This is a genomic window from Niabella agricola (genome assembly GCF_021538615.1).
Taxonomy (GTDB): Bacteria; Bacteroidota; Bacteroidia; order Chitinophagales; family Chitinophagaceae; genus Niabella; species Niabella agricola.
The window spans coordinates 2,643,553-2,659,503 of record NZ_JAJHIZ010000003.1 but is presented as its reverse complement, the minus strand read 5'-3'; the positions used below and the strand labels follow the sequence as shown (position 1 = coordinate 2,659,503).

Here is a 15,951-nt window from a genome sequence, read left to right as displayed (position 1 = left end):
GGGCATCGGGACCTTCTGTATCGATTTTAATATTGTTCACAATGAATGCGCTGTCAGCTGCTGCCTTCTTCCTACTTTTGCCGCATGCAGTTTAAGCAGGTTATTGGCCAGCAAACCCTGAAAAAAGAGCTCCCCGAATTGATGAAGGAGAACCGGCTGGCGCACGCGATTTTGTTTTTGGGAAAAGAAGGCAGCGGGGCCTTACCGCTGGCCCTGGCATTTGCACAGTATATTGTTTGCGAACGGATTAGCCGTCCTCTTTCGGCTGCGCCCCAGGGGCCATCCCTTTTCGGGGACGCAGACCCGGAGCCGCAGCCGGATACCATTACCTATGATTCCTGCGGAACCTGCCCATCTTGTGTAAAAGCTGCGGCTTTTGCGCACCCCGATATTCATTTCAGCTATCCGGTTGTTACCAAAAAAGCGGGAACGCCCCCCATCAGTACCGATTATATCGTGGAATGGCGGGAATTTTTAAAAGGATATATGTATGGCAATGCTTATGACTGGCTGCAGTTTATCGGCGCCGAAAATAAACAAGGGAATATAACTGCACAGGAGTGTAACGACATAATAAAAAAGCTGAATTTAAAAAGCTTTGAAAGTGAGTATAAAGTGTTGGTGATGTGGTTGCCAGAGTACCTGGGCAACGAAGGAAATAAGCTGCTGAAGCTGATTGAAGAACCACCACCAAACACCGTATTCTTATTGGTTGCCGAAAATGAAAGCCAGATACTGGCTACCATTCTCAGCCGGGTACAGCTGATAAAAGTACCCTTGCCCGAAGACCGGGAAATTGAAACTGCTCTTATCGAACGCAATCATATCGATCCCGAAACGGCAGCCCGCATTGCCGCAGTAAGCCAGGGAAATTATCATATGGCCTTGCAAATGGTGCAACATGCCGATGAAGACTGGCAGGAATTGCTGCGCGACTGGTTAAATGCGATCATGAAAACAGGCCCGGTAGCGCAGTCAAAATGGGTGGATGAGATCAGTAAGCTGGGCCGGGAAAAACAAAAACAGTTCCTGCAGTATTTTAACCACCTGCTGCAACTGGCTTTAAAAATGCAGGTATTTGAAAACGTTGGCGAGGGCTATCCCGAAAAAGACCGGGATTTTGCCATGCGCCTCAACAAAATTACAGGTATGGAGCAGCAGGAAGCCATTATTTCCGAGTTGGACAATGCGGCGTACTATATTGAACGGAACGCCAACAGTAAAATGCTGTTCATGGCACTCACCATCAAAATTTATCATATCATTAAAGACAAAATCGTATTTTTGAATGAATGAGGTGTTTGGTAGGAGGAGGAATCGACTTTTTTAAAACAAATGGGGTGATGAGATTTTTGTGCGGTTTGTGAATTTGATTTTTGCCGTTTATTAACCAGATATAGTATAACCGGTCGTTTTTATCGGTTATTGTTGCTTTTAAGACCAATACATCTGTTTGGCCTGGTATAATAATATTACATCAAAAACACAAGATTCTCAGGCATCCTCTCTATAAAAAATTCAGAATGGGTTGTTCAAGTTGCGGTACCGCCACTGGTGGAAAACCAAATGGATGCAAGAGTAATGGCGGTTGCAGTACAGGTGGTTGTAACCGGATGAATACGTACGACTGGCTGCGGAACCTTCCGGTGGCAAACACGGAAGATTTTTGTAACGTGGTGGAAATTAGCTTTAGCAAGGGTACGAGAAAGGATTTTTATCGGAATACGACCCTGCAATTATTTGAAAAAGGCGACCTGGTTACCGTGGAAGGTGTGAGTGGGTTTGATGTAGGAGAGGTTTCGCTTACGGGAGAAATTGTACGGTTACAGATGAAAAAATACGGGGTAAAAGAAGAAAACCCCGACATGAAAAAAATACTGCGCATGGCCACGGAACGGGACCTGGACCAGCGCCGGGTTAATAAAGAGCGGGAGCCGGAAGCCGTTATCCGGAGCCGGGCCATAGCCAAACAGCTGAACCTGAACATGAAGATCAGTCAGGTAGAAATGCAGGCCGACGGAAGAAAGGCTACTTTTTTCTATATCGCCGACGGCCGGGTCGATTTCAGGGAATTAATAAAAGTGTATGCCCAGGAGTTTAAGGTAAAGGTAGAAATGCGCCAGATCGGTGCCCGGCAGGAAGCCGGAAAGGTAGGCGGCATCGGAAGCTGCGGTCGGGAACTTTGCTGTTCTACGTGGCTAACCGACTTTAAATCAGTAAACACCACTGTTGCCCGTTATCAGAATCTTTCCATCAATCAAACCAAGTTGAGCGGTCAGTGCGGCCGTTTAAAATGCTGCCTGAACTATGAGCTGGATACCTATCTGGATGCGCTTCAGGGATTTCCAAATGATTGCGACCAGTTACAGGTAGCCAAGGGAACAGCCTATCTTATAAAAAAAGATATTTTTAAAAACCTGATGTGGTATTCGCTGCCCGACAGCAATAAACAGTACCCGCTCACCATCGAACGGGTTCGTAAGATCAAATCCCTAAACCGGCAGAATATAGTACCGGAAGAACTGGAACCGGTAGAGGTAACCAGCTCCAAACCAGTGGAAGTGGAGCCCGAGTTTGTGGATGTGGTGGGCCAGATCAGCCTCCGCAGCCTGGAACGGGCCGATAAAAAGAAACGTCAGCAAAAGAAAAATCAGCAACAGCAGCAACAGCAGCGTATGCCGCAGGGGGGCGGTCAAAAGCAGGCCTCCAGGCAACAACCACCAGCGAAACAAGGTCAGACCGCGCAAAAAAAGGCAGAAAACACACGGCCTCAGCAGCCTTCCAGGCATAAACCCAACAGGAATAAGCCACAGGAAGTAAAAAAGCCGGGCAAAACGGACGCCTGACCTTTTCAGGGCCAACGTTGAACCGCGTTTCCGGAAAAAATATTTTTTATACTGGGCACATGCGTAACCCGTTGTTAAGTTCTGCAACAGTCATCACTTTTTTGGCATCCGGTCTTGCCAGCGTGATGCTATAGGTCCGGTGTTGTTTTTCGTTACGCATTTCAGAAGGCAAAAGTCCATTGATCAGTCATTGCAATGATCGTTAAACATTTCAGCGGCAGAACGGAACTCCGGTTGTTTAAGTTCCTAACTTTGTAGAATAACAGATCAAGACATGCTTAAGAGAATGCCCTTTGTTTTATTGTTGGTGGCCGCTGTTTTGTTATTTATAGCGGGACTTTTTACCAGTAATAAAGAATGGATCGATATTCATTTGCATGACACCGTATTCGTAATTCCGCAGGGACATATCCTGGGCCTCGCCGCTTTTTTTCTTTTTTTACTATGGCTGATAAATATAGCTACATATAGCATCCTCTTTTCCAATAAACTGACCTGGTTTCACATTGTTACCACCCTGGGGATCATTTTGTTTGTTGTATGGTATACATTTACCCTCACGGATGGGCAATCCGGTAGTCTTTCCCGCCGGTATATACCGGGTCCGGAACAGCCGGTATCGGAGTTCCGGGATGTAAATGCCGTTGTTATGTACAGTATCGCAGCGCTCACTCTGGTGCAAATGGTTTTTATTGCGAACCTGCTGATCGGGTTGTATCGGAAAACCACCTCCACGGAATCCCTTCCCTTGTGACCGGGATCCGGCCGGTTAAAAGTTCCATTGCTTCAATTATCTTACTATTATGATACAATTCCGGTCTGGTCAGGGCTTCAACCGTATATTTGCGGTCTAAAAGAATGATACAATGCCAGACAGAAGCGTGGCGCCTCCTATTGTGGACGCGGTAAACTTTAATTTACAGTTGCAACCTTATCAAAAATACGTCCTTAAGAATGGAGTGGAAGTATACGCAGTGAATGCCGGAACAGAAGAAGTGTTGCAGATAGAATGGGTGTTTGATGCGGGCAACTGGTACGAAACAAAAAATCTTCAGGCAGCAGTAACCAATCATTTGCTAAAGAACGGAACAGCATCCCGGAGTGCCTACGAGATCAACGAATATTTTGATTACTACGGCGCCTACCTTAACCGGAATTGCTATGCTGAAACAGCTACTATCAGCCTGCATTGCCTTACAAAGCACATCAAAGAACTATTGCCAGCAGTAAAAGATATTATTGCCGGCAGCACGCTGCCCCAAAAGGAAATGGAAATCGCGGTGCAGAACATGAAGCAGAAACTGGATGTAAACCTGAAAAAAAGCAGTTTTGTTGCCGGGCGACTGATCGATGTATACCTGTTTGGTGCACAGCACCCATATGGACGCTTCAGCCGTCATGAAGATTTTGATGGGCTTACAAGAGAAGACCTGCAGGCATTTTATGATACGTATTACCGCAACGGAAATCTGAAAATATTTATAGCCGGCCGGCTGCCGGAAAAAATAGATCAGTTACTAGACCAGTATTTTGGCGATTTGCCGAATAGCGCGGTACAAACCCGGGAATTCCGTATTGATCCTTCGGCCGAGAAAAAACATATGGTCATTAATGACGATAAAAACAACCAGGGCTCCATACGGATCGCCCGGCCATTTTTTAACCGTCACCACCCGGATTTTTTAAAATGCCAGGTGCTGAATATAGTATTTGGTGGCTATTTTGGCAGCAGGCTGATGGCTAATATCCGGGAAGAAAAAGGTTATACCTATGGTATCCACAGCTACCTGCTTAATAACCGTTATGATAACGGGTGGATGATCTCCACGGAGGCCGGCAGGGCAGTAAGCGCCGCCGCTATTGAAGAAGTGTATAAGGAAATGGCCGTTTTAAGGGAGGAGCCTGTAGACGCAGAAGAGTTGCTGCTGGTAAAGAATTTTATGATGGGTTCGATCCTGGGCGACCTGGATGGGCCGTTCCATATCATTGCCCGTTGGAAGAATATTATCCTGAATGGTGTAAGCGATGATTTTTTTGAGCGGTCTATACAGAATATCAAAACCATCACCGCGGCTGATCTCCAGGAAATGGCCAATAAATATCTGCACCCGGAGGCGTTTTATGAGCTTACGGTCGTTTAGCGGATCATGGTACTTGATACGGAACGGGCTGTTTTGAGAATAGAGAAATGAGCATCAGGAAATGAGAATTGAAAAGCGAATTACGGTCTGAATTCTCAATTCTGTAATCTATAATCTGAAAGCTGACCCCTAATCCAGCAGCCATCCAAAACCCAGCGTATGGATCGCCTGGCGACCCCAGTTAATCACCGCGGGAATGGTTTTCCCGGCGTTGATGCGCCGCACATAAACGAGGCGGAACTGGTCGGAGGCATTCTGGTAGTTGGCGTCTTTTTCATTGGAACCGATAAAGAACCGGTTGGAGATTACCGACCCTACCAGCTCCCATTTTTCGGTGTTGTACCCGATCGCTCCGCGCAGGCTTAGGTTGGGGCTAAAATACCAGCGCGTTTGCTGTGCACCGGCAGTTGTTTTTTCAAGAGTCTGTGCCACATCACCGTTTACAGAGGCTACTCCTGTAACAAAAAGATGCTTTTTGATCACAAAGGTATGTGCATATCCGGCCGTGGGGCCAAACATGAGATAGCGCATATAATGTATGGAGGCATTGGGAAAGGAGGCCGACAGGTTGAAGGGTACAAAAGCGCTGTCGCCTTTGGCGTTCCCGTAAATGAATTCCCCACCAATCAGAAACGAGCCCGACGAGCGTTGCTGCCAGCTGTCATATACGAACGGAGCTTTTATTGAAAACCGGTTGCCCTTCAGAATCTTCCGGATAGTAGCCCCGAAGATTTGCGTTTTTATATCGGGACGTACATAATAGGCGCCATCGGCAAAAGCGGGATCCTGCTGCCCTCTTAAGTAAAACCCTTTGTTCACCTGGAAATGCAAATCAGCCAGCACCGACCGCCCGTTTACAGACATTTGGAAATTGGAGGATGTTGTTTTTCCTTTTTCTTTTTTATAATCCGGGTCCAGTGCGCCTAAACCTACAGAGCCGCTTACTGAAAGCCAGTCGTATCCAATGGAAAGACCGATCCGCGTAGGGTTGTTGGTGGAGTATCTGAGGGGAAAATCACCATCCTGCGAACGAATGGAATAAACGCTGTTTTTCTTCACCAGCAGCGGGCCCAGTGTAAGCCGTTGGTTGTATCGTTGATAATAACTGGTATCATATTTTATATCCGCATCCGCCTCCTGTGCAAAAACAGGAAGGACCGTGTTTAAAAAGAAAAGAACCGTTATAACTTTCTTCATGAATGCAACCCGGCAGGTTTTAACCGATGATCAAAGGTTCGCCATTGTGAAAGTAAAAATAGGGTTTTATCAGGGGATAACGCGTTTGAGCGATCATAAAAAACACAAGATGGAGGAGACACAGAGAAAGAAAAGGGTTTGCATCGCCGATGTTGCGGCTTTTTATTACGACGTTGCGGAACCAATAACAAATCGATGCGTCTGTGTTTCCGCAGTTGATCAAAAATGAAAACGATTCGTTAGGTTTGTGGTATGACAATGGATCGAAAAGGCCTGGGTCCGGATCAGCTGAAGGACATGTACCGGCAACTGCTGTACCCGCGGCTGATCGAGGAAAAAATGCTCATCCTGTTGCGGCAGGGCAAGATCAGTAAATGGTTCAGTGGCATTGGCCAGGAAGCCATTGCGGTGGGAGCAACGCTGGCACTGCATCCGGATGAATGGATTATGCCCCTGCACCGGAACCTGGGTGTATTTACCACCCGCAACATGCCACTGAGCCGGTTATTTATGCAATGGCAGGGCATGCAGGAAGGCTATTCCATGGGCCGGGAACGAAGCTTTCATTTTGGAAGCCGCGAACACCATATCTGTGGAATGATCTCGCACCTGGGTCCACAGCTGGCCGTGGCTGATGGCGCTGCGCTGGCGTACCGGTTGAATGAGGAATCCAAAGTTGTCCTGGCATTCAGCGGCGAAGGCGGCACCAGCGAAGGTGATTTTCATGAAGCCCTGAATGTAGCTGCCGTATGGGACCTTCCGGTGATTTTCCTGGTAGAGAATAACGGTTATGCACTCAGCACGCCCGTTCAGGAACAGTTCCGTTGCATTTCCATTGCAGATAAGGCCCGGGGGTATGGTATGGAGGGTATTACTATTGACGGTAATGAGCTGCTAACTGTTTATGATACCATAAAAGGAGTAAGGGAATATTGTATCCGGTATCAGAAGCCTTATCTTGTAGAATGCACCACCTTCCGGATGCGTGGTCATGAGGAAGCCAGCGGAACAAAATACGTACCCGAGGAACTCTTTGTGCTTTGGGCGCAAAAGGATCCTATAATGCAATATGAACAGCAACTGTTAAAAGAACAAATACTTACAGAGCAAGATGTCATAACGATCCGTCAGGAATTGAAGCAACAGATTGAGGAGGAATTGGAAAAAGCAACCGGCGGAAGCACATTGATCATTGATGCAGCCCGTGAGCTGGATGCCGTTTATGCCCCGGCGGTTGCTTCCGGTTTACCGGCAGATATCACCGGAATGCCCGCAACCGAAAAACGGTTGGTGGAAGCCATACGCGATGCGCTTTATCAAAGCCTGGAACGGGATGCGCAGCTTGTGATAATGGGGCAGGACATTGCAGCGTATGGAGGAGCTTTTAAAGTAACAGAAGGACTGGCCGGCGTGTTTGGGAAGGAACGGATCCGCAACACACCCATTTGTGAAAGTGCCATTATCGGCGCAGCATTGGGGTTATGCCTGGAGGGGAAAAAGGCCATCGTGGAGATGCAGTTTGCCGATTTCGTATCGGTAGGGTTTAACCAGATCGTAAACAACCTCGCGAAGATCCATTATCGCTGGGGACAGCCGGCAAACGTAGTGATACGCATGCCTACCGGTGCCGGTGTTGGAGCTGGCCCCTTTCACAGCCAGAGCAACGAAGCATGGTTTATGCATACACCGGGACTAAAAGTTGTATACCCTTCCACAGCCGCCGATGCGAAAGGATTGATGATGGCGGCAATTGAAGATCCGAACCCGGTGTTGTTTTTTGAGCATAAGGCCCTGTACCGGAGTATCAGCGGGCCGGTGCCCAATGATGCGTATATCATAGAGATCGGGAAAGCCCGCCAGGTGCAGGAAGGAACAGATGTTGCAATCATTACTTATGGAATGGGTGTGATTTGGGCCGAGGATTATATAGCGGCACATCCGGAGGTTTCTGTAGCATTACTGGACCTGCGCAGCCTGCTGCCCTTGGATTATGAGGCTATACTTGCTACGGTAAAGCAAACCGGGAAGGTATTGGTATTACACGAGGATACGCTTACTGGAGGTGTGGGCGCAGAAATTGCCGCATGGATCGGGGAGCACTGCTTCAGCATGCTGGATGCACCAGTGATGCGCTGTGCTTCGCTGGATACGCCCGTACCGTTCAATACCGAACTGGAAAAAAACTTCCTGGCAAAACAACGGCTGGAACAATCGGTGGAGGAGCTGTTGAATTATTGAGAAGAGGAAACGGAGAAGGCGATCGTTAAAAGTGAAAAGTAAAGAGAAAATAATGAGCAGTCGATGACGAAAGGAGGAAGGCAAATTGTTAATATGAACAGGGCGTGATGAATGCCCGGCTATTCATTCGCAACATTTCGCCAACGACTCTTCACTGGCAACTGCTCACTAAAAATAAACATATGATTACGTCAATACAATTCCTGTTGGAAAATATACGGAAACATGTTACGCTTACCGGAGAAGATGAGCAAAAACTGGCGGAGGCCTGTCAAACAAGAACAGTTAAGCGGAAGCAGTTTTTTCTTCAGGAAGGTGAGGTACAACGTTACCTGGTATTTGTGGTAGACGGGTGCCTGAGAAGCTATTCCGTAGACGAGAATGGTTTTGAACACATCCTGCAGTTTGCGCCGCCCGGATGGTGGATCAGTGATATGCGCAGCATGCTGGAGCAATCCCCCGCTTCTTTAAATATCGACGCGGTGGATGACAGCGAGATCATCTTGATCAGCATTCCCGAATTAGACCGTCTTTATAAAGAAATACCCACATTCGACCGTTTTTTCAGGATCCTCTCCGAGCGATCCATTGCTACGCACCAGCACCGGCTGATTGATTCGTTAAGTCTTACAGCCAAGGAACGATACACCAGCTTTTGCCGACAGTATCCTTCACTGATTACCTGCCTCCCCCAGAAGTACGTAGCATCCTACATCGGTATTACCCCCGAATTTTTAAGTAAGATGCTGAAAGAGCCGATAAAGAAATAACTTGTTTCGACGGCTCTCAACGTATCGCGCCTTTATTTATTTGCTTATTTTAATCGATTAAGCATTAAATCATCGCTCTGTTGAGCTAATAAAATCATTGGTTGCTGTAATAAAAAATGATCTAAAAAAGAACACATCATCATTCCGATACAAAGCGCAAACGATTGCATAAAATTCGGATACAATATTTTTTCAATTGCACAAACGATTGCGCATCATTTTTACTTTGATTATACGATTTGTACGTATATCTTAGCCTTCGTTGTTGAAATTTAATAAAACAATAACGAAATAAAGGGAGTTTGATTTTACTAATGATTAGCTGTTCAGAACATTGAGAGCATTGCACTGCGAGATGAGAGCTATTCAAACGAACAGAGGTACATCAGATTTTTAGTAAGGAACATCGATTGTTTTCAAAATGCAAGCGCATTTTGAGGGGGGGAGGTTTTTTTTAGATCTAAGAAAAAGTATTTAGAAACCAACTAATTTTTTCAATGGCTGTGAACAATTGTTTGAAGTATTTAAGAGACTGGAGTTTCTTGGGAGTATTTGTTTTGATCGGTTTCGGTACAAGCGCTCAGGACTCAGTTGTTACTGAAAAACCGGATACGCTACCATCTATGTCCAGAAATGAGCAGCGGATTACGCTGTTGGTAACAAAGCTCCGGGAGCATGTTGGTAGTTCGCTTCCGGTAAGGTATGCAGAGAACAAATCATATATTTCGGCGCAGCAGATCATAAAAGGGTTGCTCCCCGGAACTTTTGTTCAAGAACCCAGCGGCGAACCGGGAACGGATCAGCATGTTTTTGTAAACGGCATCGGTGCCCCTCTTTTATCCAAAAAGGATCTGTATAATCAGCAGGCGGTGGTGTATATCAATGGCATTCCTATGCAGAAAGATCATCCGTTTGCATATGAATTGCAAAAAAATGAAGATGTGCGTATAGGCACCGGTACCAACCCGTTTGCCATTTTTAATATTGAGAACATTGAGTCGGTAGAAGTAATTAAAGACCCTGTGCGACTGGCGATGCTGGGCCCACTGGCATCCAATGGTGCCATCTGGATCATTACAAAAAATGCGAAGCCCGGTAATAATAAAATCAATGTAAATCTGCATTCTGGCCTGGTAACCGTTCCGGATATTATGCCTGTGAATGCTGCATACGAATATAATTTCAGACAGCCGTTTTATACAACGTTCAATCCTTCGGGCACGTCGCTCATGCCTTCTTTCTTAAGAGACTCTACCAATGTGGATTATTATGGACCGGCTAACTGGTATCAGTCCTATTACAAGCCAACGTTTACTTATGGGGCTGATGCAAGTCTGACCGGGGGATCTGACCGGGCTAATTTCAGATTATTTCTTAGTGGGCTAAAAGATGCTAATAGCGCCGACAATACTTCACTCAGAAAATATAATGCTGGATTTTATATCACTGTGTTACCTCTTAAATGGCTGGTTTTTAATTCCATGATCCATTATACGCGTTTGGAGCGCTACCGCAACCGCAATATCGGTGAACGGGTAATGGAACAGCGGTATATTCCAGATATTACGAACCCGCTGACTCCTAACCGCTCGTTATATGATAAATATCTTGAGGAGTTTGAAAAGGCGGTAGATGATAATATCAACAGCTCCCTGCAAACGGCCTTTAATGCAACGGCCATGCTAAAGCAGTTAACGTTAAAAGCTTCCTTTGCGCTGGACTACGGAGAGGCTGCGCGGGATGCGTTTTGGCCCACCACTCTTTTGGAAGGCAATAACTTTGTGTCGGCATATTTGGGCATTAACCAGCGTGTGCTCTTCAACAGCTCAGCTGCGTATAAGTTTTTGCTTTCGAATGATCAGTCGCTTACACTGGGTCTAAACCAAGGCTTTACAAACGATTTTCAACGCCTGAAATATGCTTACGGATATAACGGGCCTAATGATTTTATTAAAATCAACCTCTTTGGTCCAAATGCTGCTGACGGAAAATTCATTACTTATTATTTCCCAGCAAAGCAGCAAATGGCAATATCGTCCTTCTTTGGGAACGCATCTTATGATTATCGCGATCTTTTAAAAATTTCAGCTGTGATAAGAAGAGACGGCGCTTCAACCATGCAGCCGAACAACCGGTGGTTCACCGGCTACAGCACAGGGTTGGAATACAATCTTGGCCGTCAACTTAACCTGGATAACGCAAAGTTATCTGTTCAGGCCTCTTATGCAAAAGTTGGCATCCCGATACAGGATGACAGATATTCCACCGGCCCGGTGTATACCTCATATATCGGGTGGCCGCAGGAGCCCACCCTGGGCACTTATATTGGAGTACCTGCAATTGCCAGGCCGTATACCACGGGATGGATTGGCTATGATATCCCATGGGCATACTACAATAAATTAAACCTGGGTTTTCGTGTGGAATTGTTTAACGAAAATTTGCAACTGGGGGCAGACTTCTATAATCGCGACAATAAAAATGGCCTCATATTGATGCCCGTTGCCAGTGAGTGGGGGTATACCGGCGAATATAAAAGTGGACTGACTGTTAATAATAAAGGCGTGGATCTGGTAATAACAGCCAATTTGCTTAGTGCTTCATCTCCGGTAAAATGGAAGTTTAATGGCAATATCAGCTTTAATCAAAATAGGCTGAAAGCGCTTCCCGGAGGCGTGAAAAGCGTGGAGATTGAAAATACAAAACTGGAAGTAGGAAAGCCCGTTGATGCCTTTTGGATTTATGAGAACGCGGGTATCTATAACTCCGATTCAGAAGTGCCCGTAAATTCTTCTACTGGGCGCACACTAACCTTCCAGGGCATCGGGTTAAAGGCCGGTGATCCAAGATGGGTAGATCAGAACGGCGATTATAATATCAATGAGGATGATAAGGTTTTAAAGGGGAATTATATGCCGAAACAATTTGGCGGATTTGGCAGTGAGCTGCAATATGGTAAGCTCTCGATGGATTTCCAGTTTTTCTTTGCTCTGGGACGTTCTGTTATGAATCAATATGCTTCCAACCGGCTGGATTTTGTAAATAATGATTATACAAAAAGCTTAAATGCTGTAAAGGAAATCACTTATTGGGAACGAAAAGAGGATCTTAAGGTCTATCCCCGGTATAATCCCTGGAGTGATGTAATTGCTTATCGGAACGATCAGGATCTATTTGTTCAGAAAGCTTCCTTTTTAAAGCTTAGATCGCTCACGCTTGCGTATGATCTGAACAGCAAAAGTTTTCTTAGAAAATTTAGCATGTTCCGGCTGTATCTCACCGGCACGAATCTTTTAACGTTTACTCCCTTCAAAGGCGATGACCCGGAGCTGGCCACCTATAATGGCATTTATTCCGGCCGGGCATTGCCACTTCCAAGGACCATCACCTTTGGCGTTAAACTCGATTTCTAAAATTCTCAATAAAGAATCTGTATGTTAGCTCGTTTAATAAGGTATACTTTCAGACTTTTTGCTGCATTTATGTTGCTATCTGGTTTCAGCGCCTGTAATAAGAAGTTGGATCTGATACCCACCAGTATTGTTTCGCAAGCCAACCAATGGAAATCTCTTGAAGATGCCCGATCCGGAGTAATGGGTATGTACGGCCTTTTAAGAACAGCGCTCGCGGAAGGCAATAATTACTGGCTTTGGGGAGAACTCAGAAAGGGAAATTTCCGGTCGGTAACGAGGCCGGATTTAAAAGCAGTAATCGAAAGCAATCTGAAAGCCTCGTATCCGTTGGTGCAAAACGCTACCGACTGGCGTCGATTTTATGCAGCTATAAACAGTTGTAATGTGCTTATCGAAAACCTGGAAAGCTGTTTAAAAGATCAGCGTTATACGGAGGCGTATTACGATCTGGATATTGCTCAGGCCAGGGCACTGCGGGCATTTACATATTTTCTGATGGTGCGTATCTGGGGCGATGTACCGTTGATTACTACTTCCGGGGAAGGTAAAAACTTTGAACAGATTGCCCGGACCAGTGAGGCACATGTGTTGTCTTTTGCAAAAGCAGAATTAGAAGCGGTAGCTAAGGATCTTCCTTTTATCTACTCTGGTGAAGACCTGGAGTTTAAGTTTCCGACGAACTATTACGACAGAGGCAGCGGCTTCTGGTTGAACGCTCCATTTACCCGGTTGGCTGCATATGCAATACTGGCACATATCAGTGCCTGGCAGGGGAGCTATCTGGACGTAGCCACGTATACAGACTTTGTGATCTCTAACGCAGACAAGGCGAATGTGTACCTAACTACCACCGATAATCTGGTAAGTCCCCAGGGACTGTTTGCGGGGGGCTTTGACAATTACCGGCAATTGGTAGCATTCCCTTTCATCAAAGATCGCGGAGAGACCACCATTGACGGGCACATTGAAAATCTGACGCTGGCAAATACGACTGCTTTTGCCATGTCCAAACAGTTGCCTGATATATATGTACCCAAAGAACGAATTACTTCTATCTTCTTTGAAGCCGATGACGACCGCTTCAGCATCAATCAGGATGTTTCTCCGCCTCAATACCGCACCGCATATTTTGAAAACTTTAATGCGGAGATCCCGGTATTTAAAAAAATACGGGTGATCGATGGAGGTCAGTTCAATAATGGGAAATTCGCGGTATTTAATTCTTCCATCATTTTTACAAGATTAGAAGAAATCAAACTGTTGAAAGCTGAAGCGATGGCGGTATTGGGCAATAACCAACAAGCCTTTTTAGGGTTGAATGAGATCCGCCTGCAACGTGGACTTCCGATAGCGCTTGTCAACGATAAAGAGAATTTGCTGTATGCGATTTTCACCGAAAGAACAAGGGAGCTGATGGGAGAAGGTTGGTTCTGGTATGATCTGATCCGGTTTAATAAATTGCTTCATTTCGATAACCAGCTTACTACCTGGACTGGCAATGGCGGCATTTATTGGCCGGTGTCAAACGATGTACTGAAGAGAAATCCAAAAATTACGCAAACTGAATTCTGGAAATAATCCTTAAAAACTGCCGGTTATGCAGCAATTAAAATATACTTATTTATGGGCGCTGGGGTTGCTTTTTGTCCTTTCCTGTACAAAGGCAGATCATTCGTATGTAACATACGAGAACAACCTTGGGCTCTACAAGGGAAATACGTATCAGTATCTAAAAGACCAGCCCAAAGGTGTTTATGACTCCTTATTGAAAGCGTTGGATCGCTGTCCGGAACTGGTGGAAGCTCTAACGTCAGATTCGGTCACAGTATTTGCGCTTACCAACAAAAGCTTTGTGTTAAGCCTTCGCAATATTAACCTCGCACGACAGGATTCTGTGCCGGCAATGTCAGCACTGGATCTTTCCAGTATAGATCAGCAGGTATTGCAAACCTACCTCGCGCGCTATATTTTGAAGGGCATTTATCCCAGCCGGGAACTATTGAGGGCTTCAGATGGCTACGCGGTACCCTGTGTATTATACGGGTATGCCATGCAAATACAATTTGCCTCTTCCAATGCTTCCGGTTTTTTAGGCGGTGGTCCAAGGTCCATATTGTTTAGTGACAGAAACGGGTCTCAGTTCAGCAGCAACTGGGTAAGCGTAAATACGGTTACTGTTGATATTAAAACACAGAATGCAAGTGTGAACATTTTACCGGAGACACATGATTTTGGTTTTGGCGTTGGATTCATTCAAAAGGTTAACAGCATTAAATAGCTTATCATTTCAAAAGAAGAGTATATGAAATTTCCCCGTTTTACCTGTTGGTTTCTTTTTGCAGCCGGAGCCATAAGCTTGCTTTCCTGTAAGCGGTTGATTCCACAAGAAAGAGAGAACATCGGGCCGGAGTCAGATATCAACCAGGCCGTTTTTAGTCCTACGCTTGGGCGTACCACTACTTACGAAGATATTTTTTCCAAACAGTCTACTACCTATCCTGCTACCTTTAAAATTCTGAACTTTCGGAGAAGAAGCGGTGATGCCGCACGTGAGTTGGAAACGGTAGTACCCGTAACTGTTTGGAAACAGGCCTATACCGGAAAAGAAACTTCTCTTCAGGAAATCGAAAACAAAAGAACAAAGGAAAATCATCAGCTATTCGAAATCGGAGAACATTCCGGCGACCTGACGCTCTGGGCTGAAGCCAGTTCCAGGCTCTTTCGTTCGCAGCCAGACTCGGGGTATTTGTTTGATCTTGAAGTTTCCAACTCCGGTGGGCGCCGCTATTTTCAGGCGCTTCGACTGATGCCGATGAAAGAAATTCCGTTTGAACCTACCAATATCGATCAACTTACAGGAATGCCTACAAGGGCCTATGTATTTCCTTCCACCGTAAATATGAAAGGAGATAGTACCGGCAGAACACTTTCAGCTTCCGATGTACGCGTGTATATAAGAAAGGTAGATGATGGTGGGAAAAATGAGCATAAGTTAACCATTCGGTTCCTTGATAAACAGGACCGGTTTATAAACCCCGACCGGTTTTCAAATACAAACTGGGCAGGGCTGCTGCATGGATTTAACATGGTAAAGAATGCCACCGGCGTTACGTATGATGTGGCCTATCCAATACCACTTGCAAGACTGAGAACGCTTTATACCACATCCAGCGGCGAAATGGCAACCCTGCGTTTTTCCTATTTCAGAACGGTTGTAGGTGGAGAAACCAGGGAGAACTACCTGGGACTGGATTTTCGCATTTTTGAGCCAGGCAACTGGGAGATTGTTTTCAAGTTTGTAAACGATAACCCACGCTTTACTAATGATTAATGATTCAAAACTAAT

11 protein-coding genes are annotated in these 15,951 nt (G+C 45.7%); 10 read left to right on the top strand and 1 reads right to left on the bottom strand.

Annotation, left to right across the window (positions count from 1 at the left end; all coding sequences use genetic code 11):
- Positions 1 to 45: 45 nt before the first annotated feature.
- From LL912_RS16555 to LL912_RS16540, 4 genes are all read left to right on the top strand, one after another.
- Entirely contained in the window at positions 46 to 1,296 is a 1,251-nt protein-coding gene (locus tag LL912_RS16555) for a DNA polymerase III subunit (protein WP_235554693.1), read from the top strand.
- A 227-nt stretch (positions 1,297 to 1,523) separates the two neighbouring features.
- Positions 1,524 to 2,846 carry a PSP1 domain-containing protein gene (locus LL912_RS16550; protein WP_235554692.1) on the top strand — a complete coding sequence of 441 codons (1,323 nt, stop codon included), beginning with the start codon at positions 1,524 to 1,526 and terminating at the stop codon, positions 2,844 to 2,846.
- A gap of 274 nt (positions 2,847 to 3,120) precedes the next feature.
- A complete protein-coding gene (locus LL912_RS16545) occupies positions 3,121 to 3,600 on the top strand; it encodes a hypothetical protein (protein ID WP_235554691.1) in 480 nt (159 codons plus the stop codon).
- 112 nt (positions 3,601 to 3,712) lie between these two features.
- On the top strand, positions 3,713 to 4,987 hold the full coding sequence (locus tag LL912_RS16540) for a M16 family metallopeptidase (protein WP_235554690.1): 1,275 nt from the start codon (positions 3,713 to 3,715) through the stop codon (positions 4,985 to 4,987).
- A 129-nt stretch (positions 4,988 to 5,116) separates the two neighbouring features.
- Here LL912_RS16540 and LL912_RS16535 read toward each other — a convergent pair whose 3' ends face one another.
- Entirely contained in the window at positions 5,117 to 6,184 is a 1,068-nt protein-coding gene (locus tag LL912_RS16535; protein WP_235554689.1) for a DUF4421 family protein, read from the bottom strand.
- A 252-nt stretch (positions 6,185 to 6,436) separates the two neighbouring features.
- Here LL912_RS16535 and LL912_RS16530 point away from each other — a divergent pair, with 252 nt between their 5' ends.
- The 6 genes from LL912_RS16530 (at position 6,437) to LL912_RS16505 (ending at position 15,936) form a co-directional block, all read left to right on the top strand.
- Positions 6,437 to 8,422 carry an alpha-ketoacid dehydrogenase subunit alpha/beta gene (locus LL912_RS16530; protein WP_235554688.1) on the top strand — a complete coding sequence of 662 codons (1,986 nt, stop codon included), beginning with the start codon at positions 6,437 to 6,439 and terminating at the stop codon, positions 8,420 to 8,422.
- A 182-nt stretch (positions 8,423 to 8,604) separates the two neighbouring features.
- Complete coding sequence (locus tag LL912_RS16525) at positions 8,605 to 9,192, top strand: Crp/Fnr family transcriptional regulator (protein ID WP_235554687.1); 588 nt, start codon at positions 8,605 to 8,607, stop codon at positions 9,190 to 9,192.
- 623 nt (positions 9,193 to 9,815) lie between these two features.
- Positions 9,816 to 12,605 carry a TonB-dependent receptor plug domain-containing protein gene (locus LL912_RS16520; protein WP_235554686.1) on the top strand — a complete coding sequence of 930 codons (2,790 nt, stop codon included), beginning with the start codon at positions 9,816 to 9,818 and terminating at the stop codon, positions 12,603 to 12,605.
- A gap of 21 nt (positions 12,606 to 12,626) precedes the next feature.
- A complete protein-coding gene (locus LL912_RS16515) occupies positions 12,627 to 14,183 on the top strand; it encodes a RagB/SusD family nutrient uptake outer membrane protein (RefSeq protein WP_235554685.1) in 1,557 nt (518 codons plus the stop codon).
- 19 nt (positions 14,184 to 14,202) lie between these two features.
- Positions 14,203 to 14,883 carry a hypothetical protein gene (locus LL912_RS16510; protein ID WP_235554684.1) on the top strand — a complete coding sequence of 227 codons (681 nt, stop codon included), beginning with the start codon at positions 14,203 to 14,205 and terminating at the stop codon, positions 14,881 to 14,883.
- A gap of 24 nt (positions 14,884 to 14,907) precedes the next feature.
- Complete coding sequence (locus LL912_RS16505; protein ID WP_235554683.1) at positions 14,908 to 15,936, top strand: DUF5007 domain-containing protein; 1,029 nt, start codon at positions 14,908 to 14,910, stop codon at positions 15,934 to 15,936.
- Positions 15,937 to 15,951 lie beyond the last annotated feature (15 nt).

What these genes read in the sequence shown, in the direction of transcription:
- LL912_RS16520 (WP_235554686.1), top strand. Translation starts at nt 9,816, where the DNA reads ATGTCCAGAAATGAGCAGCGGATTACGCTGTTGGTAACAAAGCTCCGG.
- LL912_RS16545 (WP_235554691.1), top strand. Translation starts at nt 3,121, where the DNA reads ATGCTTAAGAGAATGCCCTTTGTTTTATTGTTGGTGGCCGCTGTTTTG.
- LL912_RS16510 (WP_235554684.1), top strand. Translation starts at nt 14,203, where the DNA reads ATGCAGCAATTAAAATATACTTATTTATGGGCGCTGGGGTTGCTTTTT.
- LL912_RS16505 (WP_235554683.1), top strand. Translation starts at nt 14,908, where the DNA reads ATGAAATTTCCCCGTTTTACCTGTTGGTTTCTTTTTGCAGCCGGAGCC.
- LL912_RS16515 (WP_235554685.1), top strand. Translation starts at nt 12,627, where the DNA reads ATGTTAGCTCGTTTAATAAGGTATACTTTCAGACTTTTTGCTGCATTT.
- LL912_RS16550 (WP_235554692.1), top strand. Translation starts at nt 1,524, where the DNA reads ATGGGTTGTTCAAGTTGCGGTACCGCCACTGGTGGAAAACCAAATGGA.
- LL912_RS16540 (WP_235554690.1), top strand. Translation starts at nt 3,713, where the DNA reads ATGCCAGACAGAAGCGTGGCGCCTCCTATTGTGGACGCGGTAAACTTT.
- LL912_RS16535 (WP_235554689.1), bottom strand. Translation starts at nt 6,184, where the DNA reads ATGAAGAAAGTTATAACGGTTCTTTTCTTTTTAAACACGGTCCTTCCT.
- LL912_RS16555 (WP_235554693.1), top strand. Translation starts at nt 46, where the DNA reads ATGCGCTGTCAGCTGCTGCCTTCTTCCTACTTTTGCCGCATGCAGTTT.
- LL912_RS16530 (WP_235554688.1), top strand. Translation starts at nt 6,437, where the DNA reads ATGACAATGGATCGAAAAGGCCTGGGTCCGGATCAGCTGAAGGACATG.
- LL912_RS16525 (WP_235554687.1), top strand. Translation starts at nt 8,605, where the DNA reads ATGATTACGTCAATACAATTCCTGTTGGAAAATATACGGAAACATGTT.